Origin of the sequence: Maribacter litopenaei (assembly GCF_025244665.1) — a bacterium.
In the GTDB taxonomy this organism is placed as follows: domain Bacteria; phylum Bacteroidota; class Bacteroidia; order Flavobacteriales; family Flavobacteriaceae; genus Maribacter; species Maribacter litopenaei.
On sequence record NZ_CP104205.1, the window covers coordinates 1,086,038 to 1,108,138 of the forward strand.

At 40.9% G+C, this 22,101-nt stretch carries 22 protein-coding genes and 4 pseudogenes; 10 read left to right on the forward strand and 16 right to left on the reverse strand.

Features of this window, described 5'->3' with window-relative positions; all coding sequences use genetic code 11:
* The first annotated feature begins 195 nt into the window (after positions 1 to 195).
* Positions 196 to 651 (forward strand): M20/M25/M40 family metallo-hydrolase, encoded by a 456-nt coding sequence (locus NYZ99_RS05795; protein WP_260574406.1) that lies wholly within the window; start codon positions 196 to 198, stop codon positions 649 to 651.
* Positions 652 to 823: 172 nt separating this feature from the next.
* Here the strand turns inward: NYZ99_RS05795 and NYZ99_RS05800 are convergent, their stop codons facing one another.
* From NYZ99_RS05800 to NYZ99_RS05830, 7 genes are all read right to left on the reverse strand, one after another.
* A complete protein-coding gene (locus NYZ99_RS05800; protein ID WP_260574407.1) occupies positions 824 to 1,108 on the reverse strand; it encodes a flippase-like domain-containing protein in 285 nt (94 codons plus the stop codon).
* On the reverse strand, positions 1,089 to 1,718 hold the full coding sequence (locus NYZ99_RS05805; protein WP_260574408.1) for a lysylphosphatidylglycerol synthase transmembrane domain-containing protein: 630 nt from the start codon (positions 1,716 to 1,718) through the stop codon (positions 1,089 to 1,091). The genes NYZ99_RS05800 and NYZ99_RS05805 overlap by 20 nt, the downstream gene beginning before the upstream one ends.
* Positions 1,702 to 2,661, reverse strand: coding sequence for a glycosyltransferase family 2 protein (locus NYZ99_RS05810; RefSeq protein WP_260574409.1), 960 nt, complete (start codon positions 2,659 to 2,661; stop codon positions 1,702 to 1,704). Before NYZ99_RS05810 ends, NYZ99_RS05805 begins: the two co-directional genes overlap by 17 nt.
* Positions 2,662 to 2,731: 70 nt before the next feature.
* On the reverse strand, positions 2,732 to 2,917 hold the full coding sequence (locus NYZ99_RS05815; RefSeq protein ID WP_260574410.1) for a hypothetical protein: 186 nt from the start codon (positions 2,915 to 2,917) through the stop codon (positions 2,732 to 2,734).
* A gap of 51 nt (positions 2,918 to 2,968) precedes the next feature.
* Positions 2,969 to 3,691, reverse strand: coding sequence for a methylmalonyl Co-A mutase-associated GTPase MeaB (gene meaB / locus NYZ99_RS05820; RefSeq protein ID WP_420845188.1), 723 nt, complete (start codon positions 3,689 to 3,691; stop codon positions 2,969 to 2,971).
* A gap of 78 nt (positions 3,692 to 3,769) precedes the next feature.
* Entirely contained in the window at positions 3,770 to 4,330 is a 561-nt protein-coding gene (locus tag NYZ99_RS05825; protein ID WP_260574411.1) for a DUF2911 domain-containing protein, read from the reverse strand.
* Positions 4,331 to 4,351: 21 nt separating this feature from the next.
* On the reverse strand, positions 4,352 to 5,260 hold the full coding sequence (locus NYZ99_RS05830; RefSeq protein ID WP_260574412.1) for an aldose epimerase family protein: 909 nt from the start codon (positions 5,258 to 5,260) through the stop codon (positions 4,352 to 4,354).
* Positions 5,261 to 5,367: 107 nt separating this feature from the next.
* Between NYZ99_RS05830 and NYZ99_RS05835 the strand changes: the two genes are divergently transcribed.
* Genes NYZ99_RS05835 through NYZ99_RS05845 form a run of 3 tightly spaced genes read left to right on the forward strand, consistent with a single transcriptional unit; the run spans position 5,368 to position 7,892 of the window.
* On the forward strand, positions 5,368 to 5,910 hold the full coding sequence (locus NYZ99_RS05835; RefSeq protein WP_260574413.1) for an RNA polymerase sigma factor: 543 nt from the start codon (positions 5,368 to 5,370) through the stop codon (positions 5,908 to 5,910).
* The gene (locus tag NYZ99_RS05840; RefSeq protein ID WP_260574414.1) at positions 5,894 to 6,481 is read left to right on the forward strand and encodes a hypothetical protein; all 588 of its coding nucleotides are present in this window, start codon (positions 5,894 to 5,896) and stop codon (positions 6,479 to 6,481) included. The genes NYZ99_RS05835 and NYZ99_RS05840 overlap by 17 nt, the downstream gene beginning before the upstream one ends.
* Positions 6,453 to 7,892: a hypothetical protein gene (locus NYZ99_RS05845; protein ID WP_260574415.1), complete on the forward strand. Its 1,440-nt coding sequence runs from the start codon at positions 6,453 to 6,455 to the stop codon at positions 7,890 to 7,892. Before NYZ99_RS05840 ends, NYZ99_RS05845 begins: the two co-directional genes overlap by 29 nt.
* A gap of 19 nt (positions 7,893 to 7,911) precedes the next feature.
* Here the strand turns inward: NYZ99_RS05845 and NYZ99_RS05850 are convergent, their stop codons facing one another.
* The 6 genes and pseudogenes from NYZ99_RS05850 to msrA form a co-directional block, all read right to left on the reverse strand.
* A complete protein-coding gene (locus NYZ99_RS05850; RefSeq protein WP_260574416.1) occupies positions 7,912 to 9,240 on the reverse strand; it encodes a Gfo/Idh/MocA family protein in 1,329 nt (442 codons plus the stop codon).
* Between the two features lie 3 nt (positions 9,241 to 9,243).
* Positions 9,244 to 10,623 (reverse strand): annotated as a pseudogene (locus NYZ99_RS05855) (3-keto-disaccharide hydrolase).
* A gap of 83 nt (positions 10,624 to 10,706) precedes the next feature.
* Complete coding sequence (locus tag NYZ99_RS05860) at positions 10,707 to 11,456, reverse strand: hypothetical protein (protein ID WP_260574417.1); 750 nt, start codon at positions 11,454 to 11,456, stop codon at positions 10,707 to 10,709.
* Positions 11,457 to 11,487: 31 nt separating this feature from the next.
* Positions 11,488 to 12,642, reverse strand: coding sequence for a hypothetical protein (locus NYZ99_RS05865; RefSeq protein ID WP_260574418.1), 1,155 nt, complete (start codon positions 12,640 to 12,642; stop codon positions 11,488 to 11,490).
* Complete coding sequence (locus NYZ99_RS05870; RefSeq protein WP_260574419.1) at positions 12,615 to 13,241, reverse strand: MG2 domain-containing protein; 627 nt, start codon at positions 13,239 to 13,241, stop codon at positions 12,615 to 12,617. The genes NYZ99_RS05865 and NYZ99_RS05870 overlap by 28 nt, the downstream gene beginning before the upstream one ends.
* Before the next feature lie 58 nt (positions 13,242 to 13,299).
* A complete protein-coding gene (msrA, locus tag NYZ99_RS05875) occupies positions 13,300 to 13,998 on the reverse strand; it encodes a peptide-methionine (S)-S-oxide reductase MsrA (RefSeq protein WP_260574420.1) in 699 nt (232 codons plus the stop codon).
* A 101-nt stretch (positions 13,999 to 14,099) separates the two neighbouring features.
* Here msrA and NYZ99_RS05880 point away from each other — a divergent pair, with 101 nt between their 5' ends.
* The 3 genes from NYZ99_RS05880 (at position 14,100) to NYZ99_RS05890 (ending at position 15,769) form a co-directional block, all read left to right on the forward strand.
* Entirely contained in the window at positions 14,100 to 14,783 is a 684-nt protein-coding gene (locus tag NYZ99_RS05880; protein ID WP_260574421.1) for a peptidoglycan DD-metalloendopeptidase family protein, read from the forward strand.
* A 181-nt stretch (positions 14,784 to 14,964) separates the two neighbouring features.
* Positions 14,965 to 15,201, forward strand: coding sequence for a hypothetical protein (locus tag NYZ99_RS05885; RefSeq protein ID WP_260574422.1), 237 nt, complete (start codon positions 14,965 to 14,967; stop codon positions 15,199 to 15,201).
* Between the two features lie 331 nt (positions 15,202 to 15,532).
* Positions 15,533 to 15,769 (forward strand): hypothetical protein, encoded by a 237-nt coding sequence (locus NYZ99_RS05890; protein ID WP_260574423.1) that lies wholly within the window; start codon positions 15,533 to 15,535, stop codon positions 15,767 to 15,769.
* Here NYZ99_RS05890 and NYZ99_RS21420 read toward each other — a convergent pair.
* Both NYZ99_RS21420 and NYZ99_RS21425 read right to left on the reverse strand, forming a co-directional pair.
* A complete protein-coding gene (locus NYZ99_RS21420; RefSeq protein ID WP_338039337.1) occupies positions 15,766 to 16,179 on the reverse strand; it encodes a GDSL-type esterase/lipase family protein in 414 nt (137 codons plus the stop codon). The genes NYZ99_RS05890 and NYZ99_RS21420 overlap by 4 nt on opposite strands.
* Positions 16,164 to 16,490 (reverse strand): SGNH/GDSL hydrolase family protein, encoded by a 327-nt coding sequence (locus NYZ99_RS21425; protein ID WP_338039338.1) that lies wholly within the window; start codon positions 16,488 to 16,490, stop codon positions 16,164 to 16,166. The genes NYZ99_RS21420 and NYZ99_RS21425 overlap by 16 nt, the downstream gene beginning before the upstream one ends.
* Before the next feature lie 58 nt (positions 16,491 to 16,548).
* On the opposite strand from NYZ99_RS21425, the pseudogene NYZ99_RS05900 reads away from it, so the two are divergent.
* From NYZ99_RS05900 to NYZ99_RS05910, 3 genes and pseudogenes are all read left to right on the forward strand, one after another.
* Positions 16,549 to 17,240, forward strand: a pseudogene (locus NYZ99_RS05900) (ABC transporter ATP-binding protein).
* Between the two features lie 47 nt (positions 17,241 to 17,287).
* Positions 17,288 to 19,787 (forward strand): annotated as a pseudogene (locus tag NYZ99_RS05905) (ABC transporter permease).
* Between the two features lie 223 nt (positions 19,788 to 20,010).
* Positions 20,011 to 20,268: a hypothetical protein gene (locus NYZ99_RS05910; RefSeq protein WP_260574424.1), complete on the forward strand. Its 258-nt coding sequence runs from the start codon at positions 20,011 to 20,013 to the stop codon at positions 20,266 to 20,268.
* Between the two features lie 220 nt (positions 20,269 to 20,488).
* Here NYZ99_RS05910 and NYZ99_RS05915 read toward each other — a convergent pair.
* Positions 20,489 to 22,075: pseudogene (locus NYZ99_RS05915) on the reverse strand (amidohydrolase family protein).
* Between the last annotated feature and the right edge of the window lie 26 nt (positions 22,076 to 22,101).

Below are 22,101 nucleotides of genomic sequence, written 5' to 3' on the forward strand. Positions count from 1 at the left end.
AATTGAAGTTTCGTATAAACATCCCAATTCTAAGGATGCAGTAGTCAATTACACAAAAGAGTTGGTGGCTAGATTACAGACTTATGATTCCACGAGCGCATTTTGGGATGAAAGAAATATTTTGAGCCCGAATGGGGCGTAAACAGCCCAACTACTCTTTACAAAAACTACATAGCGGTTAGAAGTGATTTTTATGTGGATGAATCTGAGGCCGACTTGAGAATAGGTGCTTATGTTGATTCCAGTAATTTGAATGCCTTACATACTTTTTTAGAATCTATAAGAGGGGAGATTAATCGTTCTGAATTTTCAAAGGACTTACAATCAGTTGATTTTTCATATGCTTTAGGGGTAAATAAATCGCCCATGAATGATAAGGTGCTGGCAAATGAAACCATGAACAGTATTTCAGGGATTTACGGAAAACATAACGTACTGCCTATGTTTGGTGTAGCTCCAGGTAGCTTTGGAGACGATTTTGTCTTCTTTCAAAAACAAGTGCCCGGTGTCTATTATTTCTTAGGTGGATCTAACTATGAGAAGGGAATCATTGCCATGCCACATACTCCAAATTTTGAAGTTGATGAGGAATGTATTAGAATAGGTGTTACTTATTTTTCCTCAATGATACTTGAAAGGCTGAACAATTAACTTGTTTGGAATCCATTATAAAAATGGTCTTGGACTGTCAGTTTTTTTGTTCTCTTTCTTTATTCGATTCCCCGCGGATGAAAGTTAAATAGACGTTCAGCCGTGGGGATTTTTTTATCGGCATATCAACCAAATAAATCAGAAGGTTCTTAAATAAAGGATCGTTTGAAAACTAAGGAGTTTTACTTGATTTTGATGGTACGGTAGTTTTTAAGGTCACTTTCTTAAAATGATATGGCAACCCCATAAGCGACACCAAAGCGGTAATTAAGAAGAAGACCACACTTATCCCTACCGATGTGCCCTCGTTTAAGTTTAGAAGGGCCGCCCCATAGAAAAAAGTAACCTCTCTACTTCCAAGTCCACCAATGGTCAATGGAATTACGGATACGATTGAAGAAACTAAAAATATAACCAAGTAAGCAATGGTATTTCCCTCAATGGACAGTGCTTTCATGATGCAAAGTACGGAAAGCATCTCGGGCGAATTGCACCAATGCTGAATAACCTAGGGATTTCCAAAAAATAGGGAGGACATACTTGAAAAATTTCTTATTTAAGAAGTAAAAGACGCCCATCGATAACGGTATTAAAATCAAGAACACCCACTTATAGGTATTGAAAGGTTCACTTTCCAATACCCATAAAAGACCACAGGCATAAATAAAAAGTAAAAGCAAGCCACTAAGTCTATCCAATACCGTAATACTCACCACACGTTTGGTAGGTACTTCGAATGTCTTTTTTATTAGATACCCCTTGTAGGCGTCACCTCCAATTCCTCCCGGTAAGAATAAGTTATAGAACATGCCCAATAAATAGAGCTTTAAATTGCTTATTTGAGTCAAAGGAATTTCTAGTTGATGAAAATAAGCGTTTAGCCTAACCGAGGCGATGATTTTGGAAACCGTAAATAATAGGATGGCGGCCAATAAATAAATCGGATTGCTTCTTTTTAAAGTGTCTGCCACCTGCGAAAGGTCAATCTTCGTAAAGATAAAGTAGACAAGCGCAAAGCTTATCATTAACTTAAGTAGGGTGGTAAGGGTCTTACGTGGATTGGCCACCAATGCTTACTTTTTTAATTCGATATGGTCTTTTTTGCTGGGATTCGTAGTAGGTTCTTATCAACAACTCCATGACAATACCTATTGTGAATAATTGGATTCCACCCAAAATGAACATCAGCCCGAAAGTAAGCAAAGGCCTGTTGCCTATGTCCTCACCTAGGCCAAACTTCACAATCAATAAGTAGATATTTATTAGAACACCTAAAATGATTAGTAAAAAACCAAAAATTCCAAAAAGGTGAATGGGACGTTGAAAGTATTTGCGTATGAACAACAACAACATCATATCTGCCACCACTTTGAATACACGCTCCGGACCATATTTCGAAACCCCTGCATGTCCGGCATGGTGCTTAACGGGCACCTGCTTAATCTGGGCACCTTCCAAATGTGCCAAAAGAGTAATAAAGCGATGCATTTCACCATAAAGATTTAAGTCTTTGGCAATATCCTTTGTAAACACTTTTAATGCGCATCCGTTATCCTTGATATCCAATTTGGTAACTCGTCTTACCATATAATTGGCTATTTTGGAGGGTATTTTTTTAATTAAGGAATCCTTTCGCTTTTGCCTAATACCTGTTACCAGATCATAGTCTTTATGAATCGAGTATGAGAGCATTTGAGGGATGTCACTAGGGTCGTTTTGTAAGTCCCCGTCCATAGTAATAATGTAATCCCCTTCGGCGTAATCTATACCGGCGGCCAGTGCCAAACTTTGACCGTAATTTTTCTTAAGTTCAATCAGATGGACTTTTGGGTCTTCCATTCCCTTCACGACCTTTTTCGTATTATCAGTAGAAAAATCGTCGATGTAAATAATTTGATAATTATAACCTGGAAGGCTCTCATGGATTTTTTGCGTCAACAAAACCACATTTTCTTCCTCGTTATACAGAGGTACCACCACAGAGAGTAGGGAAGGAGTAACGATATCCATTAAGCAGCTTTTGGATTATTGGGCAAAGTTAAGTTTTTATCCCCACACTGGTAAAAAACGAATTTCCAATCTAAGAATTCTTAAACTCTTTCAATAAGTCTTCTGCGGCTATAAAAGCGGTGACTTCCCCATTCATAACTTTTTCCTCCATGACTAAAAGTGATTTGGAAATTTTTGGGTCGTCATAAAAATCCTGAAGCAGGCTATGATTTATATGTTGTCTAAGCCACTTTTTGCTTTGAATTTTTCTGTTCAAAGTAAAATAACCATTGTCCTTTGTCCGGGAAACGAATTTCTCAATACAGGATCAAATAGGTTGCAATCCTTTGTTCTCCAAGGCTGAGCAGGTGAGTACCTTTGGTGACCATCCATTGTCTTTTGGGGCAAAAAGATGTAAGGCTGTAGTAAACTCAACTTTAGCAGTTTCGGCAGTATTTATGTTATGACCATCTGCTTTATTGATTGCAATGGCATCGGCCATTTCCATGACCCCTCTCTTGATTCCTTGCAACTCATCGCCCGCACCGGGTAATTTTAATAGTAGAAAAAAGTCGGTCATTTCCCTTACAGTAGTTTCATTTTGACCGACACCTACGGTTTCTATCAAAATAACATCGTACCCGGCAGCTTCCAAAAGAATTATGGTTTCTCTTGTTTTTCTTGCTACCCCACCAAGTGAGCCACTAGTTGGAGTAGGTCTAATAAAGGCATTTTTTTCTTTTGATAAGGTTTCCATTCGAACCTTGTCCCCTAAAATACTGCCCTTGGTCTCGTTGCTCGACGGGTCGACCGTAAGTACTGCTACCCTCATCCCTTTGTTTACCAATAACTTCCCGAAATTTTCAATAAAAGTACTCTTTCCAACTCCCGGTATTCCTGTGATACCAATCCGAACAGATTCAGTTTTATTCCCAAGACAATTTCTTAGCAGGTTATCCGCCAATACCTGGTGTTCTTTTTTGGTACTTTCAATAAGGGTGATGGCCTTACCTAAGGCAGTAGGATCGTTAGAGAAAACATTTTTGGTCAAGTTTTCGATATAGTCTGCAGAGGAAGCAGTATCAGAACTATTTTTCGGAGGTGCTATGGCTTGGGCTTTATAGGTTAACTATTTGCTTATGGGAACATTTACAATAGTGTCGTCCCAAGAAAGACTAAGATATAGCTGATCTTTATTTGTAAAGTCAATTGTAAAGTTTTCTATGGGTTCAGGTACCTCCCTAGATGGTACCTCTACGTTGATTACATCTTCACTGGCGTCCCTTGTGGTCCGGGTGCCATCCCCCATAACGGATACACCCCAAGAAGGTACTTCCTTATTGAAAATTACATTCCAACTTTCCTTATTAGGTATTGTCCACAGGGAATAGGTTCCAGCAGATAAGGGTTTATCGATTATTTTTATGGTTTCTGAGGTGGTAAAGGTGGTAGGTTCATTGGCTCCGGTACGCCAAACTTTATCAAAGGGAACAAGCTGACCGAAAATTTCCCTTCCTTTTTTAGAAGGACTGGAATAGTGTACAGCCAATTCGGCCCCTTTTAGATTATAGGTGCTCGTTTTTTCGGGACTATATTTTTTGGTCTGATTCCGTAAATAGGGTAGGCCCACAAAGTAAAACAGGCCAAATAGTACTAAAAGTACCGCTATCAGTCTTTTCAAAAATTTCATGGGATATGGGGTTTAGTAGTTCTAAGGTACTAAATCAAACTTAAAGATGGTAATGTTGTTATAGGTTTCCCCAGGTCTTAAAACGCTATTTGGAAAGTCCGGCTGGTTGGGTGCATCCGGGTAATTTTGTGTTTCAAAACAAATTCCAGGAAAGTCCAAGGGAGCATAGACCACCATGGCTGGCTGATTGGTAAATACATGCATTGAAATACCGGATTTGGCCGAGTGTAATTCCGCAACTTTCTCGTTTCCCTCGTCTTTAATAAAAGGAGTATTCAAGCGCAATACACCAATTTCTTTGGGCAATAGAAAATCATATTTGGTCTTTCTTACGGGAATCATATCGCCGGTAGGTAGCAAGTTCTCGTCTGTTTCCAAAATATATGGACAATTGAGCTGTAATTCGTAATTATCTATATATGGGCTATCATCCAGTTTAAAATAGGAATGGTTGGTTAAATTGACTACGGTGCTTCGATCCGTCACGGCCTCATGAATAATCTGAAGGGCATTGTTCACCAATCTGTATGTTACATTTACGGTCAAGTTTCCAGGATAGCCTTCTTCCAAATGTTTACTTCTGTAGGAGAGTTTTACCATCGGGTCGTTTGAGTAGGATACCTCCTCTATATTCCAATATTTCTGATGAAAACCTTCTTTTCCACCGTGTAGATGAACCCCATCTTCATGATACAGCAAAAATTTCTCACGATCCAAAACAAAACTTCCTTTAGAAATTCGGCCCGCATAGCGGCCTATACAGGCTCCCAAACAATTATCGTCCAACCGATACCTGCTAGGGTGGTTGTAACCTACCACCACGTTGGTGTAGTTTCCGTCCTTTCCTTTGACTAGTAGTTTTTGGATTATAGCCCCATAGTCCAGGACCATCAACGTCAAATAATCGTTGGAAATCGTAACTTGTTTCAAGCGAAAAATTTAAAAAAGATTCGTAAAAATAGAAGTTTTTTGCAACACCTCTTTTTTTCTTTCGTCCTTAAAGTAACAACAACTAAAAACAAACACCAAACCGACCAATGTTTCAAATTGACATTGTGGAAAAATGTAAGGCAAACGACCGTTCTGCACAGTTACAACTGTATAGACAATATTGTGACGGAATGTACTGTGTGGCAATGCGTTTTTTAAAAAATGCGGACGATGCGGAAGATGTATTACAGGAGGCTTTTATAAAGGCCTTTCAGAAAATACACCAATTTAAGGGTGAGGTAACATTTGGGGCTTGGTTGAAGAGGATTGTTGTGAACAAATGCATCGATTTTTTAAAGACTAAAAAAGAACATACTATAGCATTGGATGAAATCTATATGAGGCCGGTAGAAGACGATGATTGGACGGTAGAGGAACATATTAATCTTGAGGAAGTTAAAGAAGCTATTGGTCAATTGCCCAGTAAGTATAAGTATGTGGTCATGATGTATTTGGTGGAAGGATTTGATCATAAGGAGATTTCAGAGGTCCTAAATATTTCCGGAACGGCCTGTAGGACAAGGTTACTAAGAGGAAAAGGACAGTTAAAGGAGCTATTAAAAACAAAAGGATATGGCACGGGATCTTAAAAAATTGTTCGATAAGGAACGAGAAGAACTAAAGTTCAAAATGAAGTATGGACATGAAGACCGATTCATGTCCAAGTTGGAGGAGGCCCTGCCAAAAGAACGTACTTCCTTTTGGAATACTTGGAGGATTGCAGCTTCCATTGTAATACTAATAGGAGTTGGACTTGTTACCTTTTTACAATTGAACAATGATGGGGATATTCCGGAAACTATAGTGGATAAAGGTGCAATTAATGAAGAAGACAAAAGCTTTTCCTTTGGAGACCTTTCGCCCGATTTGAAAAAGGTGGAAAACTTCTATGTAGCCAATATCAACATGGAGCTTTCGCAATTGGAGGTTTCGGAATCCAATAAGGAGCTCGTGGACAGTTTTATGGAGCGTCCGGCCGAACTCAATTCAGAGTATGAAAGCCTAAACAAGGAATTGAACGAATTGGGCCCAAATGACCGGACTATTGGGGCGCTTATAGAAAACTTGCAGCTTAGACTGCAGTTATTACAGAAGTTAAAAAAGAAGTTAAATCAATTAAAATCATCAAAAAATGAACAGATCACCGAAAATAGTATCTAAACAACTCATCATTGCTTTAGGTTTTTGTATCAGTACCCTTGGGACTTTTGCACAAAAGCAAAGTAGGATCTACAAGGAAAGTTTTAATGTCAACCAGGATGCCGTTTTGGATATCAATACGAGTTATGCCGATATTGAGTTCGAAACTTGGAACAAGAACACCGTTGAAGTGGAAGCCGTAATCGAATTGGAAGGAGCGGAAAAGGAGGAAGCGGAAAATTACTTTGAGAACGACCCCATTAAGATTTTGGGAAATAGCTCAAGAATCGAAATCACCTCTGGTTCCAGTAAATTCGGTCTTTTTGGTCCTCAGAATTTTGAGTTCGAATTTGGGGATTTGGATATTGAGATTCCCGAAATTGCACCCTTTGTGGTGGAAATACCTGAAATTGCACCTTTTCCCGAAATTGTTGAAATGCCTCGCGTGCCACCGTTACCACTTACCGAGGCCTATGAGTTTGACTATAAAGCGTATCAAAAGGACGGAGAAAAGTATATGAAAAAATGGCAAGAGGAGTTTAAAAAAAGCTTTGATGAAAAGCATCAGAAAAAATTGGAGGAATGGGCAAAACGTATGGAGGAACGAGGAAAGGAATTAGAAGAACGAATGGAAGAGCGTGAGAAACGACGAGAAGAAATGGAGAAAAGGCGCGAGGAACTTATGGAGCAGCGTATCGAAAAAAGAGAGGAACTCCAAAAGGTAAGGCAGGAGGAGCGAAAGGCAAGACAAGAGGAGTTAATGTTGAAAAGAAGACATGAAGGTCCTAATATTTTCTACTTTTCCACAGATGGTGAGAACAAGAACTTCAAGATTAAAAAGACCATAAAAATTAAAATGCCAAAATCGACCAAGATAAAAATGAACGTGAGGCACGGAGAGGTAAAGTTAGCGGAGAATACAAGAAACTTGAATGCGACTTTGTCGCATTCAAGCCTTTGGGCCACGACCATTGATGGTGACGAAACACAGGTATCCGTATCCTACTCTCCGGTCTCAGTTCGTAATTGGAACTACGGGCAATTAAAGACCAACTATTCCAAGGATATAGAATTGACCGAGGTAGGAAGCTTGCAGTTACAGGCAAACTCTTCAGATGTTACTATCAATAAATTGCTTAAAAAGGCTTTTATCAAGAATGATTTTGGCCCCTTAAAAATTATCTCGATATCCAATGACTTTGAAGAGATGGATGTATCTTTAAAAAATGCGGAACTGAATTGTAAGCTGCCAACAACAGCCACAACGGTCTATGTTAAGGGGACTTCCTCGGAACTAGTTTTACCCAAAAGTTTAAACCTGAAAGAAACCAAGAACGGTAATACCAAGATTTTAAAAGGGTATCACCTATCCGATAATAGCAACCGTTCCATTGTCATCACTTCAGATTATAGTGAAGTGTCCATCCAATAAGTAGCTCAGCCCTTTTTTCTTATAGCTTAGGTTCCCAGCCCGGCGCATATTCCCTCTTCCGGAAATTCATTGCCATTTCATTATTCAATACCTTTCCTGTAGCCGTATCAATTTTTAAGGTCTCCCCGGCATCCTGTGCCATATTCCCTAAATGGCATAACATTGTTGTTATACTGGCATCCTGGATATCCGAATGTAGACTTTCGTCCTGTCTAATGGCATTGAAGAAGTTGCCCACATGGTTCACGTCCAATTGGCCTTCCCCACGAGTATTGGTAGTTTCACTGGATCCGCCTTCTTTTTCTTCTTTTAGTAAATTTCCCTGAAGGTCATATAATTGGTAGAAATTACGATCCAGCATGATGGAACCTTTGCTTCCATAGATGGTAATACCCCTTCCCGGTCGTTCCGGTTTCATAATACCACGGCTGTGTCCTGTCCAGGTAATAAATTTATCATTGTCAAATGAAAATGTGACCTGTTGATTATCCACAAATTCCCAATCATCATCATAGGTGTATTTTCCACCGAAGGAAGTCACACTTTGGGGTAGGTCAACACCTAGTGCCCATCTACAGATATCAATTTCATGGGTTCCATTGTTGTGGATTTCACCGGTTCCCCAATTCCGGAACCAATGCCAATTATAAGGGTGTACGTTATCCTTATATTTTTTTCTAAGGGCATATCCTTGCCAAAGCTCCCAGTCCAAGGTCTTTGGCACATCAATTATGTTGCCTTTGCCAATACTGCCACGGTTATTGGAGTAATAGGCCTCGCCTTTATAAACATCGCCAATAATTCCTTCCCTAATATCCTTGATGGCACTAATAGACGTTACTGCTGAGCGTTGCTGGTTCCCCATTTGAACTTTTTTACCATATTTTCTTTGTGCGGCCGTCAACAAATCATTTTCATGGGGATTGTGGCTACAAGGTTTTTCCACATACACATGTTTACCTGCTTGCAACGCCAAAATGGCCATTGGAGCATGCCAATGTTCCGGAGTGGCAATAAAAACGGCATCCACTTTTTTATCCTCCAATACTTTACGAAAGTCCTTCTCTACCTTGGGTACATAGCCAATATTTTGTTGGCACCATGCATTGTGCTCCTCAATAATAACATCATCCACGTCACAACTATATAGAATGGTGGCATTTGGGTCTGCATGGATGGCCTTTACATGAGCTTTGGCCCTACTTCGTACCCCAATAACAGCACAGTTTATTTTATCGTTAGCACCTAAAATATTCGCGTAAGAGGCAGATGAAAAAAGTATTCCCCCTAAGGTTAAACCTGCCGTTCCGGCGCTCGTCTTCTTTATAAAGTTTCTTCTTGTTGTCATTGCCTATTCGTTTGTAGTTGGTTTTATTTTTATGTTTTTGAAGGAAACCCGATTCCCATGATCTTGCAAAAGGATGTGGCCTTTTTCCGCTTCCCCAAAGTTGGGCCAGGTTACATACTTGCTTTCAGATACCAATTTTCTATATGCATCGCTTCCCCGTTCGTATTCCAAAACTTTCATCCCATTTAACCAGTGTTCTACATGTCCGTCTTTGGATACGATATGGGCGGTGTTCCATTCTCCGATTGGGTTGATGGGCTTGTTTTCATCCGCTTTGATAAGGTCATAAAGTGAAGCAACCGTTCTACTTCCTTCATGATTGCCCAATTTGGCATCGGGATGCCGTTCATCGTCCAATATTTGATATTCCAAACCAATTGAGGAACCAGGGCCTTTGTTGAGGTCTGTATCCACATAGTATTTGATACCGCTATTGGCGCCCTCGGTAATTTTAAAATCCATCTTTAATTCAAAATCACCAAAGGTCTCCTTGGTCACAATATCACCACCCGCAGCAGATTCCTCACCACCTGAAGAGAGTACTGTCAATATACCATCGTTGATTTCCCAACCTTTTTCTCGGAAATTCATCCAATCGGGCGCCACGCCAGCCATCCGTAGTTTTACCATCCCGAGCATTTGCCACCCATTTTTTTCCTCATCTACACCAAGGCTGTTTTTAGTAATTATGGGTTTTACGGGAGTTTTTTTGCTGTATTTGGACAGACTGTCGGTGAGTATCTTAATATCTTTCCAAATTATTTCTGTTCCCTCCTGTTGTTCATCTCCAATACTATGCACCTGTAATGCTATAAATCCTTTTGAAGTTTTATCGTCGATGAGATGTGCAGCTGGGACATCGTTGATCCATGTCTTTATAGTATCGCCGATAGCTTCAATCCTATAATGGTTCCAATCATTTTGTTTGAAAGCTTTTTGCGCATCAGGATTCCCGGTCATGGGGTTTAACCAACCTCTACGGGCCTCGTCATAAATACCTGCACTCCAAGCTCTATCCGAAGGATCTATTTCAATTTGATATCCATGAATCCGTCCGTCCATGTAATGGGAAAAACTGTTGCTTCTAATTTGAATGCCGGAATTCATGGTAGAATCCACTTTATAATCCAATTCCATTATAAAATCCCCGTACATTTTGTCCGTTGTTAAAAAGGAATTTGGGGTATCATGTACGGTACTTCCAACGATGCTGTTATCCCGAATGGAATAATTGGCCGTTCCCCCTTTTTGTGTCCATCCATTGAGGGACTCCCCATCAAAAAGGGATACCCAAGGAGTGGTATCGGCTGGTTCTTGTTTGCAACTAAGAATGAAAATGGCAATTGTTGCAACTACCGAAATTATCAATCTGGATTTTGTCATGTTATTGATTGTTGTTATTAAAATGGTTGAAATAAAAAAGCGTCTTAAAAAAAGACGCTTGAAGATAGTGATTTTTAATTCTATTAATTAGAAGCATTGACTTCCATTTCAATTATTTTGCTGACCGGAATCCCGTCATCGGTGAGTCCCTCTACCTGTATGAGGTATTTGCCCGGGTTGTCCCCAGTAAAGAATTCGAGCTGGTTGCTACCATTATTTTTAAGGAGTATAACAGGTTCCCAAAATAGGGTGGAGCGGTAATCCGGTTTTTCATGTTCCTTTTGTTGTATGGAATAATTAGGTGCATAGAATTCCGGTACCTTGTTGAAACCGGGTATTTTGGTATTAATTACACCCGGGTAATCTTCGGGTATACCATCAATCCTTAAACCTTTTTCAGTATATATGGAGATAACACCTGCACCTCCTCTTGAACCAAATATAGCGCCATCAGATCCCCAAGTGACATCAATAAAACTAACCTCTGCGGCCCTTAGGCTTTGTAAAAATGTGAAATCAGACCATATGCCATCTACAAGGACAGCGGCATTGGTGCCACCCGCAGTGGATTTGGGATCACCTGGAAGGCTAACTTTTTGATTAGGATAGGTTCCTGTCACCCATACACCTGGAATTCTTGTTAATAGTTCAATTGCGCTGAAAGTTTCACCTCCAGTAATAGAATCGCGATACACCCGTTTTGAAAAAGGACTTGACGATAGTGTTGCATTATATGCTTCATTTATCATTTCTGTCCTTGATTTTTTCTTTTCTGTAACAACCACCTCATCCAATTGGGTCACTTCCTTTGGGTCATATTTAAAATCGGTCAACTTTTTTTTGAAAGCGTTTAGAAGGTAGTCGTTATCTCGGTGAGAAGTATCCGGTGGACTTGGGCAAACTATTCCTAGGCGCCGGCAGTTCTATGGGGAGTTCCGGGTCAAGGACAAAATCGATGGATCTTGGTTTCTTGGAGATGCTTTCCGCCTGTAGTATGGCGTCCATACTATCCTGAAAGAAAAAGTTGCCGAAACTGAACCTTCCATCGATGTCGGTCGAGTCCTTTTCATAGATCGAGTCCTCTCCCATGAGGGTGAGGGATGCCACGCTCTGCCTGGGCTTTTCGTTGTCGTGGAAGCTTACGGTCCTACCGCTGATGGCGATGCCCTTTTCAGGTTCGAACCTTGGTTTGTCTCCCGTCTTCTTCTCCAGGAGCTGTGACCATTGGAACCTTCTCCACCCGTGGGTGAGCATCAGCGCGTCGAGCAGCTGTTTCCTTTCAGTAGAATTTTCCCCGAAGAAGTACCCTGCATCGGGAACGGTGGCCCCCACGTCGGAATCCAACAGGAGCCAGCTGCGGATATCCCCGTCGCCCTTGGGGGATATGCCGTTGTCCGAGACCACGCTCATGGAGAACTCGCCTTCCACCGGACTTCCCTTGGGATTCCTAAGGGCAAGGTCCAGTTGTACCCGGTCCCGTGTGCCGTAGCTTTCATGGTCCGTTCGGATGTCGAGCGATGCCCTGTTATTGGGGTTCTCCACAAAGAAGAGCCGCTCGCAAACGGGCTTGCCCTTTGCGGTGAACAGGGTGAACTGCGCCACGCCCTCCTTGAGCCGTTCCGGGTATACCTTTACGGCATGGTCGGCCTTCCCATTTCCGTCCAGTACCTGTTTTAGGAATACCTCTCCCCTAAGGTGCCCTAGGAGCACGGCGCCTTGTAGCCCCCTGTCCTCGCTGGTAGCGACCTGCACCAGGATATATTCCTCCCGGTCGGTGACGTTGAGTACGTACCCTTTATCGTACACCTGTGGCAATTCGAAGTCACGTGGGGAACCCCCGGTTCCAAGTCCGGCGAAATAGGTCTTTCCGGGCAGCGGTTTAAAGTTAATCGCCCCCAGGCCGAACTCCCTACTTTCGAAATCGGTAATGGTGTTGCCCTCCCCGTCCAGGATACTTCCCCTAACGGCAAGACCGTTTCCTAGCCCATCGGTCACCTCGATACCGAGTTTTGTGGGCATCCCGTTAACGAGCTGCCCCCCTCCGGGAAGAAGCGTACGATGATCCGGGATGCCAGCTCCGAAATATCATCGTCATCATCATCATTTTTAATGGAACGGCCAAATTCCTGAGGAGTTTCGGGAATATCGGATGTGGCCATGCTCTGCATCCGGATGGGGATTTTCTTTTCGAAGAGTACGGGCTCGTCCTCGTTGAGCATGTATTTTGTATAGGCCCTAAGGGTATATTCGCCCTGTTGGAGTTCTTGGTCTAACCTGATTTCGCCCTCGGCCCCCGGCCCCAAGACGAACTGTTTCCTTCGTTCCACGACCTGTCCGTCCGGTCCCACAAGTTCCACATGTACGACCCTGCTCCTGTTGCTGGCCCTGTGGTCTATACCGTCCACCAGGTAGGTCTTGAACCAGATGGTCTCGCCGTTGGTATAGAAGTCCTTGTCCGTCTGCAGGTAGGTCTTCTCCGGCCTTTCGTTATTGTTGTATAGCATCAGCTTGCCCAGGATGTTGTCTAGCTGCAGGCTTTCCTGTACCGGCCCGTTGAAGGACAGCAGTGCCAGCATCGCAAGGGATGCCAAAAACCAAAAGGGACGTAAATTTTTCATAACGAAGTGTTTACATCCCTTAAGATAAGGAATTATTTCTTTTTCGTAAGTAAATTCTTTAGTGGGCTCCTTCCTTTAAATAATCCCCAAAATTAGCTTTGAACCGATTTAATCGTGGAATGGATACATTTCGTATATAGGAATTGTTGGGATGTTTTTTCTCGTAGTCCTGGTGATAGTCCTCTGCCTCATAGAATTTTGTAAAGGCAGTAACTTCTGTGGTAATGAGAGCGCCACTATAAACATCCTGATCTTTTAATGCTTGGATATAACTTTCAATAATCTTTTTTTCATCATCATTTTTATAAAAAGCTATAGAGCGATACTGCGTTCCACGGTCAGGACCCTGGCGATTCAAAGTGGTGGGGTCGTGCGACCCAAAAAAGACTTGTACCAATTCCACAAAGGAAATTTCCTTTGGGTCATAATAGACTTCTACCGCCTCGGCATGGGAAGTTTGTCCACCGCCTACCATTTCATAGGTAGGATTTTTTTCGGTTCCCCCGGAATACCCGGATATAACCTCCTTTACGCCTCTAACGCTCTCAAAGATGGCTTCTACGCACCAAAAGCAGCCACTTGCAAAATAGGCCGTTTCATACTTGCTAAGGTCTTGAGGACTTAATTTTTCCAACATCTCAGGTGTTTTCGTTTTCTCTGAGGTATTTTCGGATAATTTGTCCTGTTTGGTTTTGGATTGGCAGCTTGTAGCCAATAAGATCGCCACAGCCATAAATAGATGTTGTATATATCTCATTGTAATTGGTTTTGTAGAGTTAGTAGGAAAAATACAAAGTACTTACCCTTTAAAAGGTTAAAATATGTTAAGTATAGGATTTGCCATCTTATTTTTATCCCATGAATGTATTGGAGCAATTGCTTTTTTCATATTCGGAAAAGACTATTCCTATTTTAGATAGTTCAATTCCCCTATCATGCTATGTCCCTTTGGATTTATCTGTCGATAATGTAGAATTAAAAAAAAGGGATATTTCGAGTCCTACAGGATGTCAATCCTATATTGATGCGGTTTTGGAACAAAATTCGGGTCATGTGGCATATGGAGGATATTTGGAGCATAGAAATCTTTATGCGGATAAGGCCAGTTTCAATGATAAAAATAGTCATCCAAGAAATATTCATTTAGGAATCGATTATTGGGCACCTTCAGGTACCGCAGTCATTGCTCCTTTAGATGGAACAGTGCATAGTTTTAAAAATAATAATGTGATAGGGGACTACGGCCCAACCATTATTTTAGAACATCAACTCAATGCAATTGTCTTTTATTCCTTGTACGGTCATTTAAGTCTTGAGTCTTTAAGAGGAATGAAGACCGGTAAGAAGTTCAAGGCCGGTACTGTTCTTGCGACTTTAGGTACTCCTGATATCAATGTTAATTATGCTCCCCACCTACATTTTCAAATAATTCATGATTTAGAAGGAAATTGGGGAGATTACCCTGGTGTATGTGCTAAGGATCGCTTGGATTTTTATAAGGATAATTGCCCAGATCCTAATTTACTTTTGAAAATAACGTAATGCTTCTCGATTAAAAACACCTTTTCTCGGTGATCGGTTTTTAGTGTTATATCTTTTCGTCGATTGAATTTTACACTTTATCCCGATTGTTGCCGGATAACGAGAAACCGTTGTTTTTCAACGAATCGGCACCCCCTGAAATACGCTTGCTAAAGTTATAATAATGTAACAAACGCAAGTCATGAAAACAGTAGCGACCATCTTCTTCATCATCTTCATAGGAACCGCGGCAAGCGCACAGGATACGAATGAAACCGTAAAGGTTGACACTATCGAGATGGGCATCGTTACCCAAACCACTCCTTCGGTAATAAAGGAAAGGATGCAAGAAGTGGCCCGTTTGTACAAGTTCAAAAATTCAAGGATCAAAAAGGAGCTTTCCTTTGCCACTAAAAGGAACAGTCCCAAGATGGCTTAACCTACAATACTATCCCCCCGGTAACCCGGCCTGCCGAAAGGCAGGTTTGGGACTACCCCTTAAAAAGTTGCTTATAATTGTTTTAATCTTCTCCTTTTTTGTGACCTTTTTGAAAATTTATTTGGATTAATACTTGTAGGAATCGATCATTTTTATCGGTGAAAGGCTAAAAAACATCGATAAAAGTAAAAATATAATGTAGGAATTGACTTACTAAGGATTGTTGTTCATCGAAAAGATTGAATTTCATCGGTAAAATTGAACATTTCATCGAAACTCAAATTCTAAATCTGTAATCGAAGAGTTATATACAGACCAAATCGACCTACTAATGAAAACTATTCTATTTTTTATACTTGTTATCTGCATGGGAGCTTTTGCCCAAGCTCAGAAACAGGAACTTGAAATGAAAGTGAGTACCATTTCAATGCCTATTGCTGAACCCATGGATCAAACTAATTTGGGTGAAAAGCTTCCTGCGATAACCGGTATTTTTGTTCTAAAGCATTCGAGAGTGAAAAGGGCTTTGTCTTTTGTAGTAGAGGAGAAAATTGAAAAACTGGCTTAATCCGTTATTATTTCAACTCCCTTTTCATTTAGGACTTCAGGTCCCAAAATATCCCAAACATTTTCCGCAACTATTTTTTGGCCTTCTGCTGTTGGATGGATGCCATCTTCTAGATTGAGTTCAGGTTCTCCAGCTACACCTTCCAAAAGAAATGGAATCAATAGAACATCGTTCTTTTGGGCCAATTCAGGGTACATACTTTTGAATTCTGACGTGTATTCCACTCCCATATTGGGAGGAATCTGCATTCCCGCAAGAATGATGGTGGTTTCCTCATTTTTTTTGTGAACGGCATCGATTATTTTTTGAAGGTTTTCCCTTGATTTTTCCAACGGAATACCTCTGAGTCCGTCATTGGCACCAAGCTCAAGTACAAAAATATCTACCTCTTGGTTTAGGATCCAATCCAATCTGTTGAGACCCCCGGAGGTAGTCTCTCCACTAAGTCCGAGTTGATAACGGTATAATTTAGACCTAAAGAGTCAATCCGTTTTTGGATCAGGTTTGGAAATCCCTGTTCCGTTTCCAACCCATAGGCCGCCGTAAGGCTATTTCCAAAAAATAGAATTACTTTTTCATCGGATGTAGTATCGTCATCGACAACATTTGGGGATGTTTCAGGGTTCTTCGCCTCATTATTCGATTGTTTTGGTTCCTCACCACAGGCAAATACCAGCAAAAAGGCCAAAAAATAACTAAACTTTAATACTTTGTGCATCATGGATTCTTCTATAAGTAGAAATCATTTGTTTACTTTGTTAGCTTGTACCAAACGATTTATGACAAAGATATTAAACGTAAGCAATCTAAGGAAAACCTATAAAAGCGGTTCCAAAGATTTAACCGTTTTGGACGGTATTTCCTTTGACATTAATTCAGGAGAAACTTTTTCCATTGTATATCTGTCTCGGAAGCGGCAAAACCACTCTTTTAGGATTATGTGCAGGATTGGACCATGTGGATGAGGGAAGTATAGTACTCTGTGGAGTGGAATTGAGTAAGTTGAATGAGGACGAATTGGCCTTATTGAGAAATCAAAAAGTCGGTTTTATTTTCCAAGATTTTCAATTACTGCCTACGCTCACTGCTTTGGAGAACGTAAGTGTTCCATTGGAACTACAAGGAAAGCCTAATGCCCAAAACATAGCCAAGGAATTGTTGGACAAAGTAGGGCTAGGAGATAGGTATGACCATTATCCTTCCCAATTATCTCGGCGGGGAGCAGCAACGTGTTGCCTTGGCAAGAGCCTTTTCCACAACCCCGGATATTTTATTCGCTGATGAGCCCACTGGCAATTTGGACGAGGAGACCGGCGAAAAGGTAATTCAACTTTTGTTCGATCTTAATAAAGAAATGGGAACCACCTTGGTCATCGTTACCCATGATTTGGATTTGGCCCAATTGACCCGGAAGATTATTAGATTGAAAGGTGGTAAAATCATTTCCAATCAAACCAAAACATTCGCTTGAATACTTTAAATACAAACTCAAAAACCCCATTTTCATGGTTGCTTAAAATGGCTTGGCGTGATGGCAAAGCCAGTGGTAAGAGACTGTTCCTGTTTATGGGCAGTATAATATTGGGAATTGCCGCGGTAGTGTCCATACAATCTTTTAGTCAAAACCTTAAAGAGAATATCGGAGGGCAGTCCAAGGCTTTGATGGGAGCCGATTTCCTAATTGATAGTAACGAACCCGCAAATGAACGTGTTCTTGAAATAATGGATTCTCTAGGCGGGGCGGGAGCCAAAGAGGTGAAATTTGCTTCTATGGCCGCTTTCGTGAAGAGTGGGGAAACCAAATTGGTTCAAGTAAGAGGGGTGGAGGGTGATTTCCCGTTTTATGGTGAGTTGGAAACCGAACCCGTAGATGCAGCTTCGACTTATCAAGAGAAAGGAGGGGCCTTGGTTGATGCCACGGTTATGATTCAGTTCGATTTATCGGTGGGGGATAGTGTTAAGTTGGGTAATACTACTTTCCCAATTATTGGATCCTTAATTACGGCTCCGGGAAGTACTGGCATTGGTACATCCGTAGCTCCCCCAATAATGGTTCCTTTTGAATTTATGGAGCCTAGTGGGCTTTTGCAAAAGGGAAGCCGATTGGAATATGCCTATTATTTTAAGTCTCCGAGATGCGGACTTGGAACAGCTTGATGAAGAAGTAGATCCTATGTTGGACGAACAAAATGCCGATTTGGATACGCATACCTCCACAAGTGACCGACTGGGACGCAGATACGACAATGTGGGCAGATTTTTAAATCCGGTAGCTTTTATTGCCCTGCTACTTGGATGTGTTGGTATCGCAAGTTCCGTACACATTTATATTAAGGAAAAATTACGGGCGGTGGCCGTCCTTAAATGTTTAGGGGCCACAAGAAAACAAACTTTTTTAATTTACCTTTTACAAATTGCCGGAATGGGATTGTTGGGTGGATTCGTTGGTACGATTATCGGACTATTATTGCAACAGACATTTCCTTTAATATTACAGGAATTTTTACCATTTGAAGTGGAAATATCAACTTCGTATGCTGCGATTGCCGTAGGGTTGATTTTGGGGATTCTAATGTCAGTTTTGTTTGCTCTTTCTCCGTTACTAAATACTTGGTTCGTATCTCCTTTGCAAGTGTTGAGAGTGCAGGAGAATGTGGGGGTAAAATCCAGAAAGGCCCGGATTTGGGTAGTTTTGGCCATTGTACTCTTTGTCTTTTTATTCGCTTTATGGCTCTTGAACAATTTAAAATATGCGTTGAGTTTTGTTGTTGGAATTATAATTACTTTTTCTATCCTAGCGGGTATTTCCATATTGTTTATGGGATTGGTTAAGCGATATTTTCCAAAATCTTGGAGTTTTACCTCAAGGCAGAGTCTTTTAAACTTGTTCCGACCGAATAACCAAACCGCTGTTTTGATACTGGCTATTGGAATTGGCACTTTTTTAATCAGTACCCTATATTTTACCAAAGATTTTTTGTTGGCAAAAGCAGTAGTAGAAGCTAATGAAGAAAGCCCCAACATCATCATGTTCGATGTTCAAACAGGTCAGAAGCAAGATATTATAAATACTGTTTCTCCTAAAGGATTGCCCATTTTGGACAACATTCCTATCGTTACCATGCGTATGGAACGGATTAAGGATCGTAGTGTCAATGAAATTCGTTTGGATACCACTACAAGTATCAATAAATGGATACTTAACCATGAGTTTAGGGTAACGTATAGGGATTCCCTCATTGGTTCCGAAAAGTTGGTTTCAGGACAGTTTACTACAGAGGTGCCAAAAAATGGACCGGTTCCCATGTCTTTGGCGGACAATGTGGCCAGGGACGCACAGGTAGTGGTAGGCGACACCCTACTATTTAACGTGCAGGGGATGCTTATGGAGACAGTTGTTGCCAGTATCCGCGAGGTTGACTGGGGTAGGATGCAACTTAATTTTTCAATAGTCTTCCCAACAGGAATTCTTGAAAATGCACCACAATTCCATGTTCTCACAACCAATGTGCCGGACAAATCCACATCGGCCAATTTACAGCGTGAATTGGTACAGAAATTCCCCAATGTTTCCATTTTGGATTTGAGACAGGTTCTTACCCTTATAGAAAGTATTTTGGACAAAATATCCTGGGTGGTAAGTTTTATGGCCTTCTTCAGTATCCTAACAGGTATTATTGTGTTGATTGGCTCTGTGCGTAACAGTAAATACCAGCGTATTAGAGAGAGTGTTCTTTTGAGGACCATTGGTGCGAAAAGCAACCAAATTCTTAAAATTACGGCCTTGGAATATTTATATTTGGGAATATTAGGTAGCGGTATCGGTGTGCTGTTATCCCTTCTTGGTAGTCAGTTATTGGCGTACTTTATTTTTGAAACTCCTTTTGTGCCTTCTTGGATACCATTTCCGGTAGTATTGCCCGGCATTACGCTTTTAGTTTTGATAATAGGTCTTTTCAATAATCTTTCGGTTTTAAAAAGTCCGCCTCTTCAGGTACTTAGAAGAGAAAATAGCTAGAAATCATTTATTTCTTGAATTAAGAAATACTTTATTAGCATTAAAATAGTCGTCTAAGGACCATTTTCATCGGTAATGTGATTTTATCTTTTATTACGTTTACCGAGCTTTTTGTGCACTTAATCCAACAAAATTTCAATGACCGAAAAACAGTGTATTTCAGCGAGGTATAAGGATATCAATGTACTAGCCGAGTTAGCTTTATATAACCCAAATCGATGTTATGAAAGCTATTTTAACCTTATCCTTAGTTCTTTTTTTCGGAGGAATTTCTTTGGCACAAGACGCTAAAGTCAATCAAAAAGTAGATGCGGTACAAGCTGATGTTCTTTTGATTGAAAACAATTTCGAAACTGAAAATGTAACAATCTTTGGTGAGGGTAAACAAACTGGAATTGCAAGATTATATCGCTACAAGAATTCCAGGGTTAAAAGTGCTTTGTTTTTTACTACTAAAAAGGATAAGCCTAAATTGGCATAAAATTTGACCTACTTAATAAACTGTACTTTTTTGTACCATATACTTAAAACACAATGCTATGTTAGTATCTATTACACTTATTGCGGGATTATTGATCGCTTCTTATTTGATAATCTTCCCAAAATCAAAAGGAACTTTAAAGCCGATTAAAATACCTGTAGACCGAAATAAAAGATAGGAAAGCGGTTTAAGACCTCTTTAATATATTTCATATTCATCCTTACTGCTTTATTCCGGGTTGCTTTATGGTATAATTGTTTTTGGCCTTGGCTTCATCGACTTGGCGCTTAACATCGGCCAATAAAGCTTTTGAATCATAAATAATACCATCTTTGATGGTATATTTTACCCCACCAACACGGACTACTTCATTGTCTTCTGTAAGCTTTATGGCACCTGTTCCGTATAGTACTTTTAGATTTTTAAGTGGATTTTCGGCAACGACCGCGAAGTCGGCCAATTTCCCGATGGCCACACTACCAATTTTGTCGTCCATGCCAAGAGCTTCGGCGCCGTTCAAGGTGGCGGATCTAATAATTTCCAATGGATGGAATCCCGCCTCTCGTAACAATTCCAACTCTCGTATATACGCAAAACCATATAGTTGAAATATGAAACCGGAATCTGATCCGGTAGTTACCCGTCCACCTCTATTTTTGTATTCATTTACAAAGGTCATCCATAGTTTATAGTTTTTCTTCCATGCGACTTCCTGTTCCGTTCCCCAATCGTGCCAATAAGAGCCATGTGATATTTTACTTGGCTGATAGAATTCCCATAATGAGGGTAGGGTATAGTCCTCATGCCACTCTGCACGTCTAGCCCTTTGCAAATCCCTACTGGCCTCATAAATGTTGAATGTAGGGTCTAAGGTAAAGTCCAGTTCCAACAACTCGTTCATTACGTTGTTCCAATGCTCGGAATGCGGTGCTGCCGCCTGTGACCGAGAGATTGCCTGCATTTTCAAAGCGATGCTGTTCGTTTTGATAGTTATAGTCCAACGGATAATCCTGTACTGTTCTATCATCGAATAGGGCCTCCGGAAGACCGTACCAATGTTCCATGGAGGTAAGCCCGGCACGCGCCGAGTGCAATACGTTCCACCTTGCTACGCTCAATTGAGCATGATGGCAAGCGGAGCCCAGCCCCAATTTTTTATTCTCATCTAAAGCAGCGGCCATAATTTCAGGTTCCGCACCAAAAAACTTTATACCATCCGCCCCTTTTTTCGCATTGGCACGTACCCATTCCCTCGCTTGTTCTCGGTGTTGTAATAGGTATGTCATTGAGAGGATTGAAGGACTTACTTGTTTGTCCGAATCCCGTGTAGGCCATAATACGAGGTGCAATAATTTCATTCTTTTCACTTTTTTCTTTAGATCCATGGTGTAGTCAACGCCCCTACCGCTAGGTTCGCGCACCGTAGTGATGCCATGGGCCATCCAAAGTTTGAATACATAATCGGGTTCCGCACCTTGGGCTTTGCCTCCAATATGGCCGTGCATATCGATTAGACCGGGCATAAGGTACATTCCCGTACAATCTAATTCCTTGCCACCGGATTTTAATTGCGGCCTATCAGAATCCTTTATTTTAACCCCAGGATAGCCGACCACTTGTATATTCTTTATTATGTTATTTTCTACCACAATATCAATAGGTCCTGTGGGGGTGCACCATTTCCATTGATTAACATGACTCCTCTAATAATCAATTGGGGATATGAATCATCACCTTCCAAAGATTGAGAAAATGAATTGTTAAAGGAAAAAACTAGTAGAATAATCGGGAGAAATAACTTTTTCATCTGGTTTAGGTTGGTGAAAGCTTAAA

Excerpts from the sequence above, each read along its gene's own strand:
- NYZ99_RS05800 (WP_260574407.1), bottom strand. The coding sequence starts at position 1,108 with ATGAAAGCACTGTCCATTGAGGGAAATACCATTGCTTACTTGGTTATA.
- NYZ99_RS05810 (WP_260574409.1), bottom strand. The coding sequence starts at position 2,661 with ATGGATATCGTTACTCCTTCCCTACTCTCTGTGGTGGTACCTCTGTAT.
- NYZ99_RS05825 (WP_260574411.1), bottom strand. The coding sequence starts at position 4,330 with ATGAAATTTTTGAAAAGACTGATAGCGGTACTTTTAGTACTATTTGGC.
- NYZ99_RS05835 (WP_260574413.1), top strand. The coding sequence starts at position 5,368 with ATGTTTCAAATTGACATTGTGGAAAAATGTAAGGCAAACGACCGTTCT.
- NYZ99_RS05840 (WP_260574414.1), top strand. The coding sequence starts at position 5,894 with ATGGCACGGGATCTTAAAAAATTGTTCGATAAGGAACGAGAAGAACTA.
- NYZ99_RS05845 (WP_260574415.1), top strand. The coding sequence starts at position 6,453 with ATGAACAGATCACCGAAAATAGTATCTAAACAACTCATCATTGCTTTA.
- NYZ99_RS05850 (WP_260574416.1), bottom strand. The coding sequence starts at position 9,240 with ATGACAACAAGAAGAAACTTTATAAAGAAGACGAGCGCCGGAACGGCA.
- NYZ99_RS05865 (WP_260574418.1), bottom strand. The coding sequence starts at position 12,642 with ATGCCCACAAAACTCGGTATCGAGGTGACCGATGGGCTAGGAAACGGT.
- NYZ99_RS05870 (WP_260574419.1), bottom strand. The coding sequence starts at position 13,241 with ATGAAAAATTTACGTCCCTTTTGGTTTTTGGCATCCCTTGCGATGCTG.
- msrA (WP_260574420.1), bottom strand. The coding sequence starts at position 13,998 with ATGAGATATATACAACATCTATTTATGGCTGTGGCGATCTTATTGGCT.
- NYZ99_RS05880 (WP_260574421.1), top strand. The coding sequence starts at position 14,100 with ATGAATGTATTGGAGCAATTGCTTTTTTCATATTCGGAAAAGACTATT.
- NYZ99_RS05885 (WP_260574422.1), top strand. The coding sequence starts at position 14,965 with ATGAAAACAGTAGCGACCATCTTCTTCATCATCTTCATAGGAACCGCG.
- NYZ99_RS05890 (WP_260574423.1), top strand. The coding sequence starts at position 15,533 with ATGAAAACTATTCTATTTTTTATACTTGTTATCTGCATGGGAGCTTTT.
- NYZ99_RS21425 (WP_338039338.1), bottom strand. The coding sequence starts at position 16,490 with ATGATGCACAAAGTATTAAAGTTTAGTTATTTTTTGGCCTTTTTGCTG.
- NYZ99_RS05910 (WP_260574424.1), top strand. The coding sequence starts at position 20,011 with ATGAAAGCTATTTTAACCTTATCCTTAGTTCTTTTTTTCGGAGGAATT.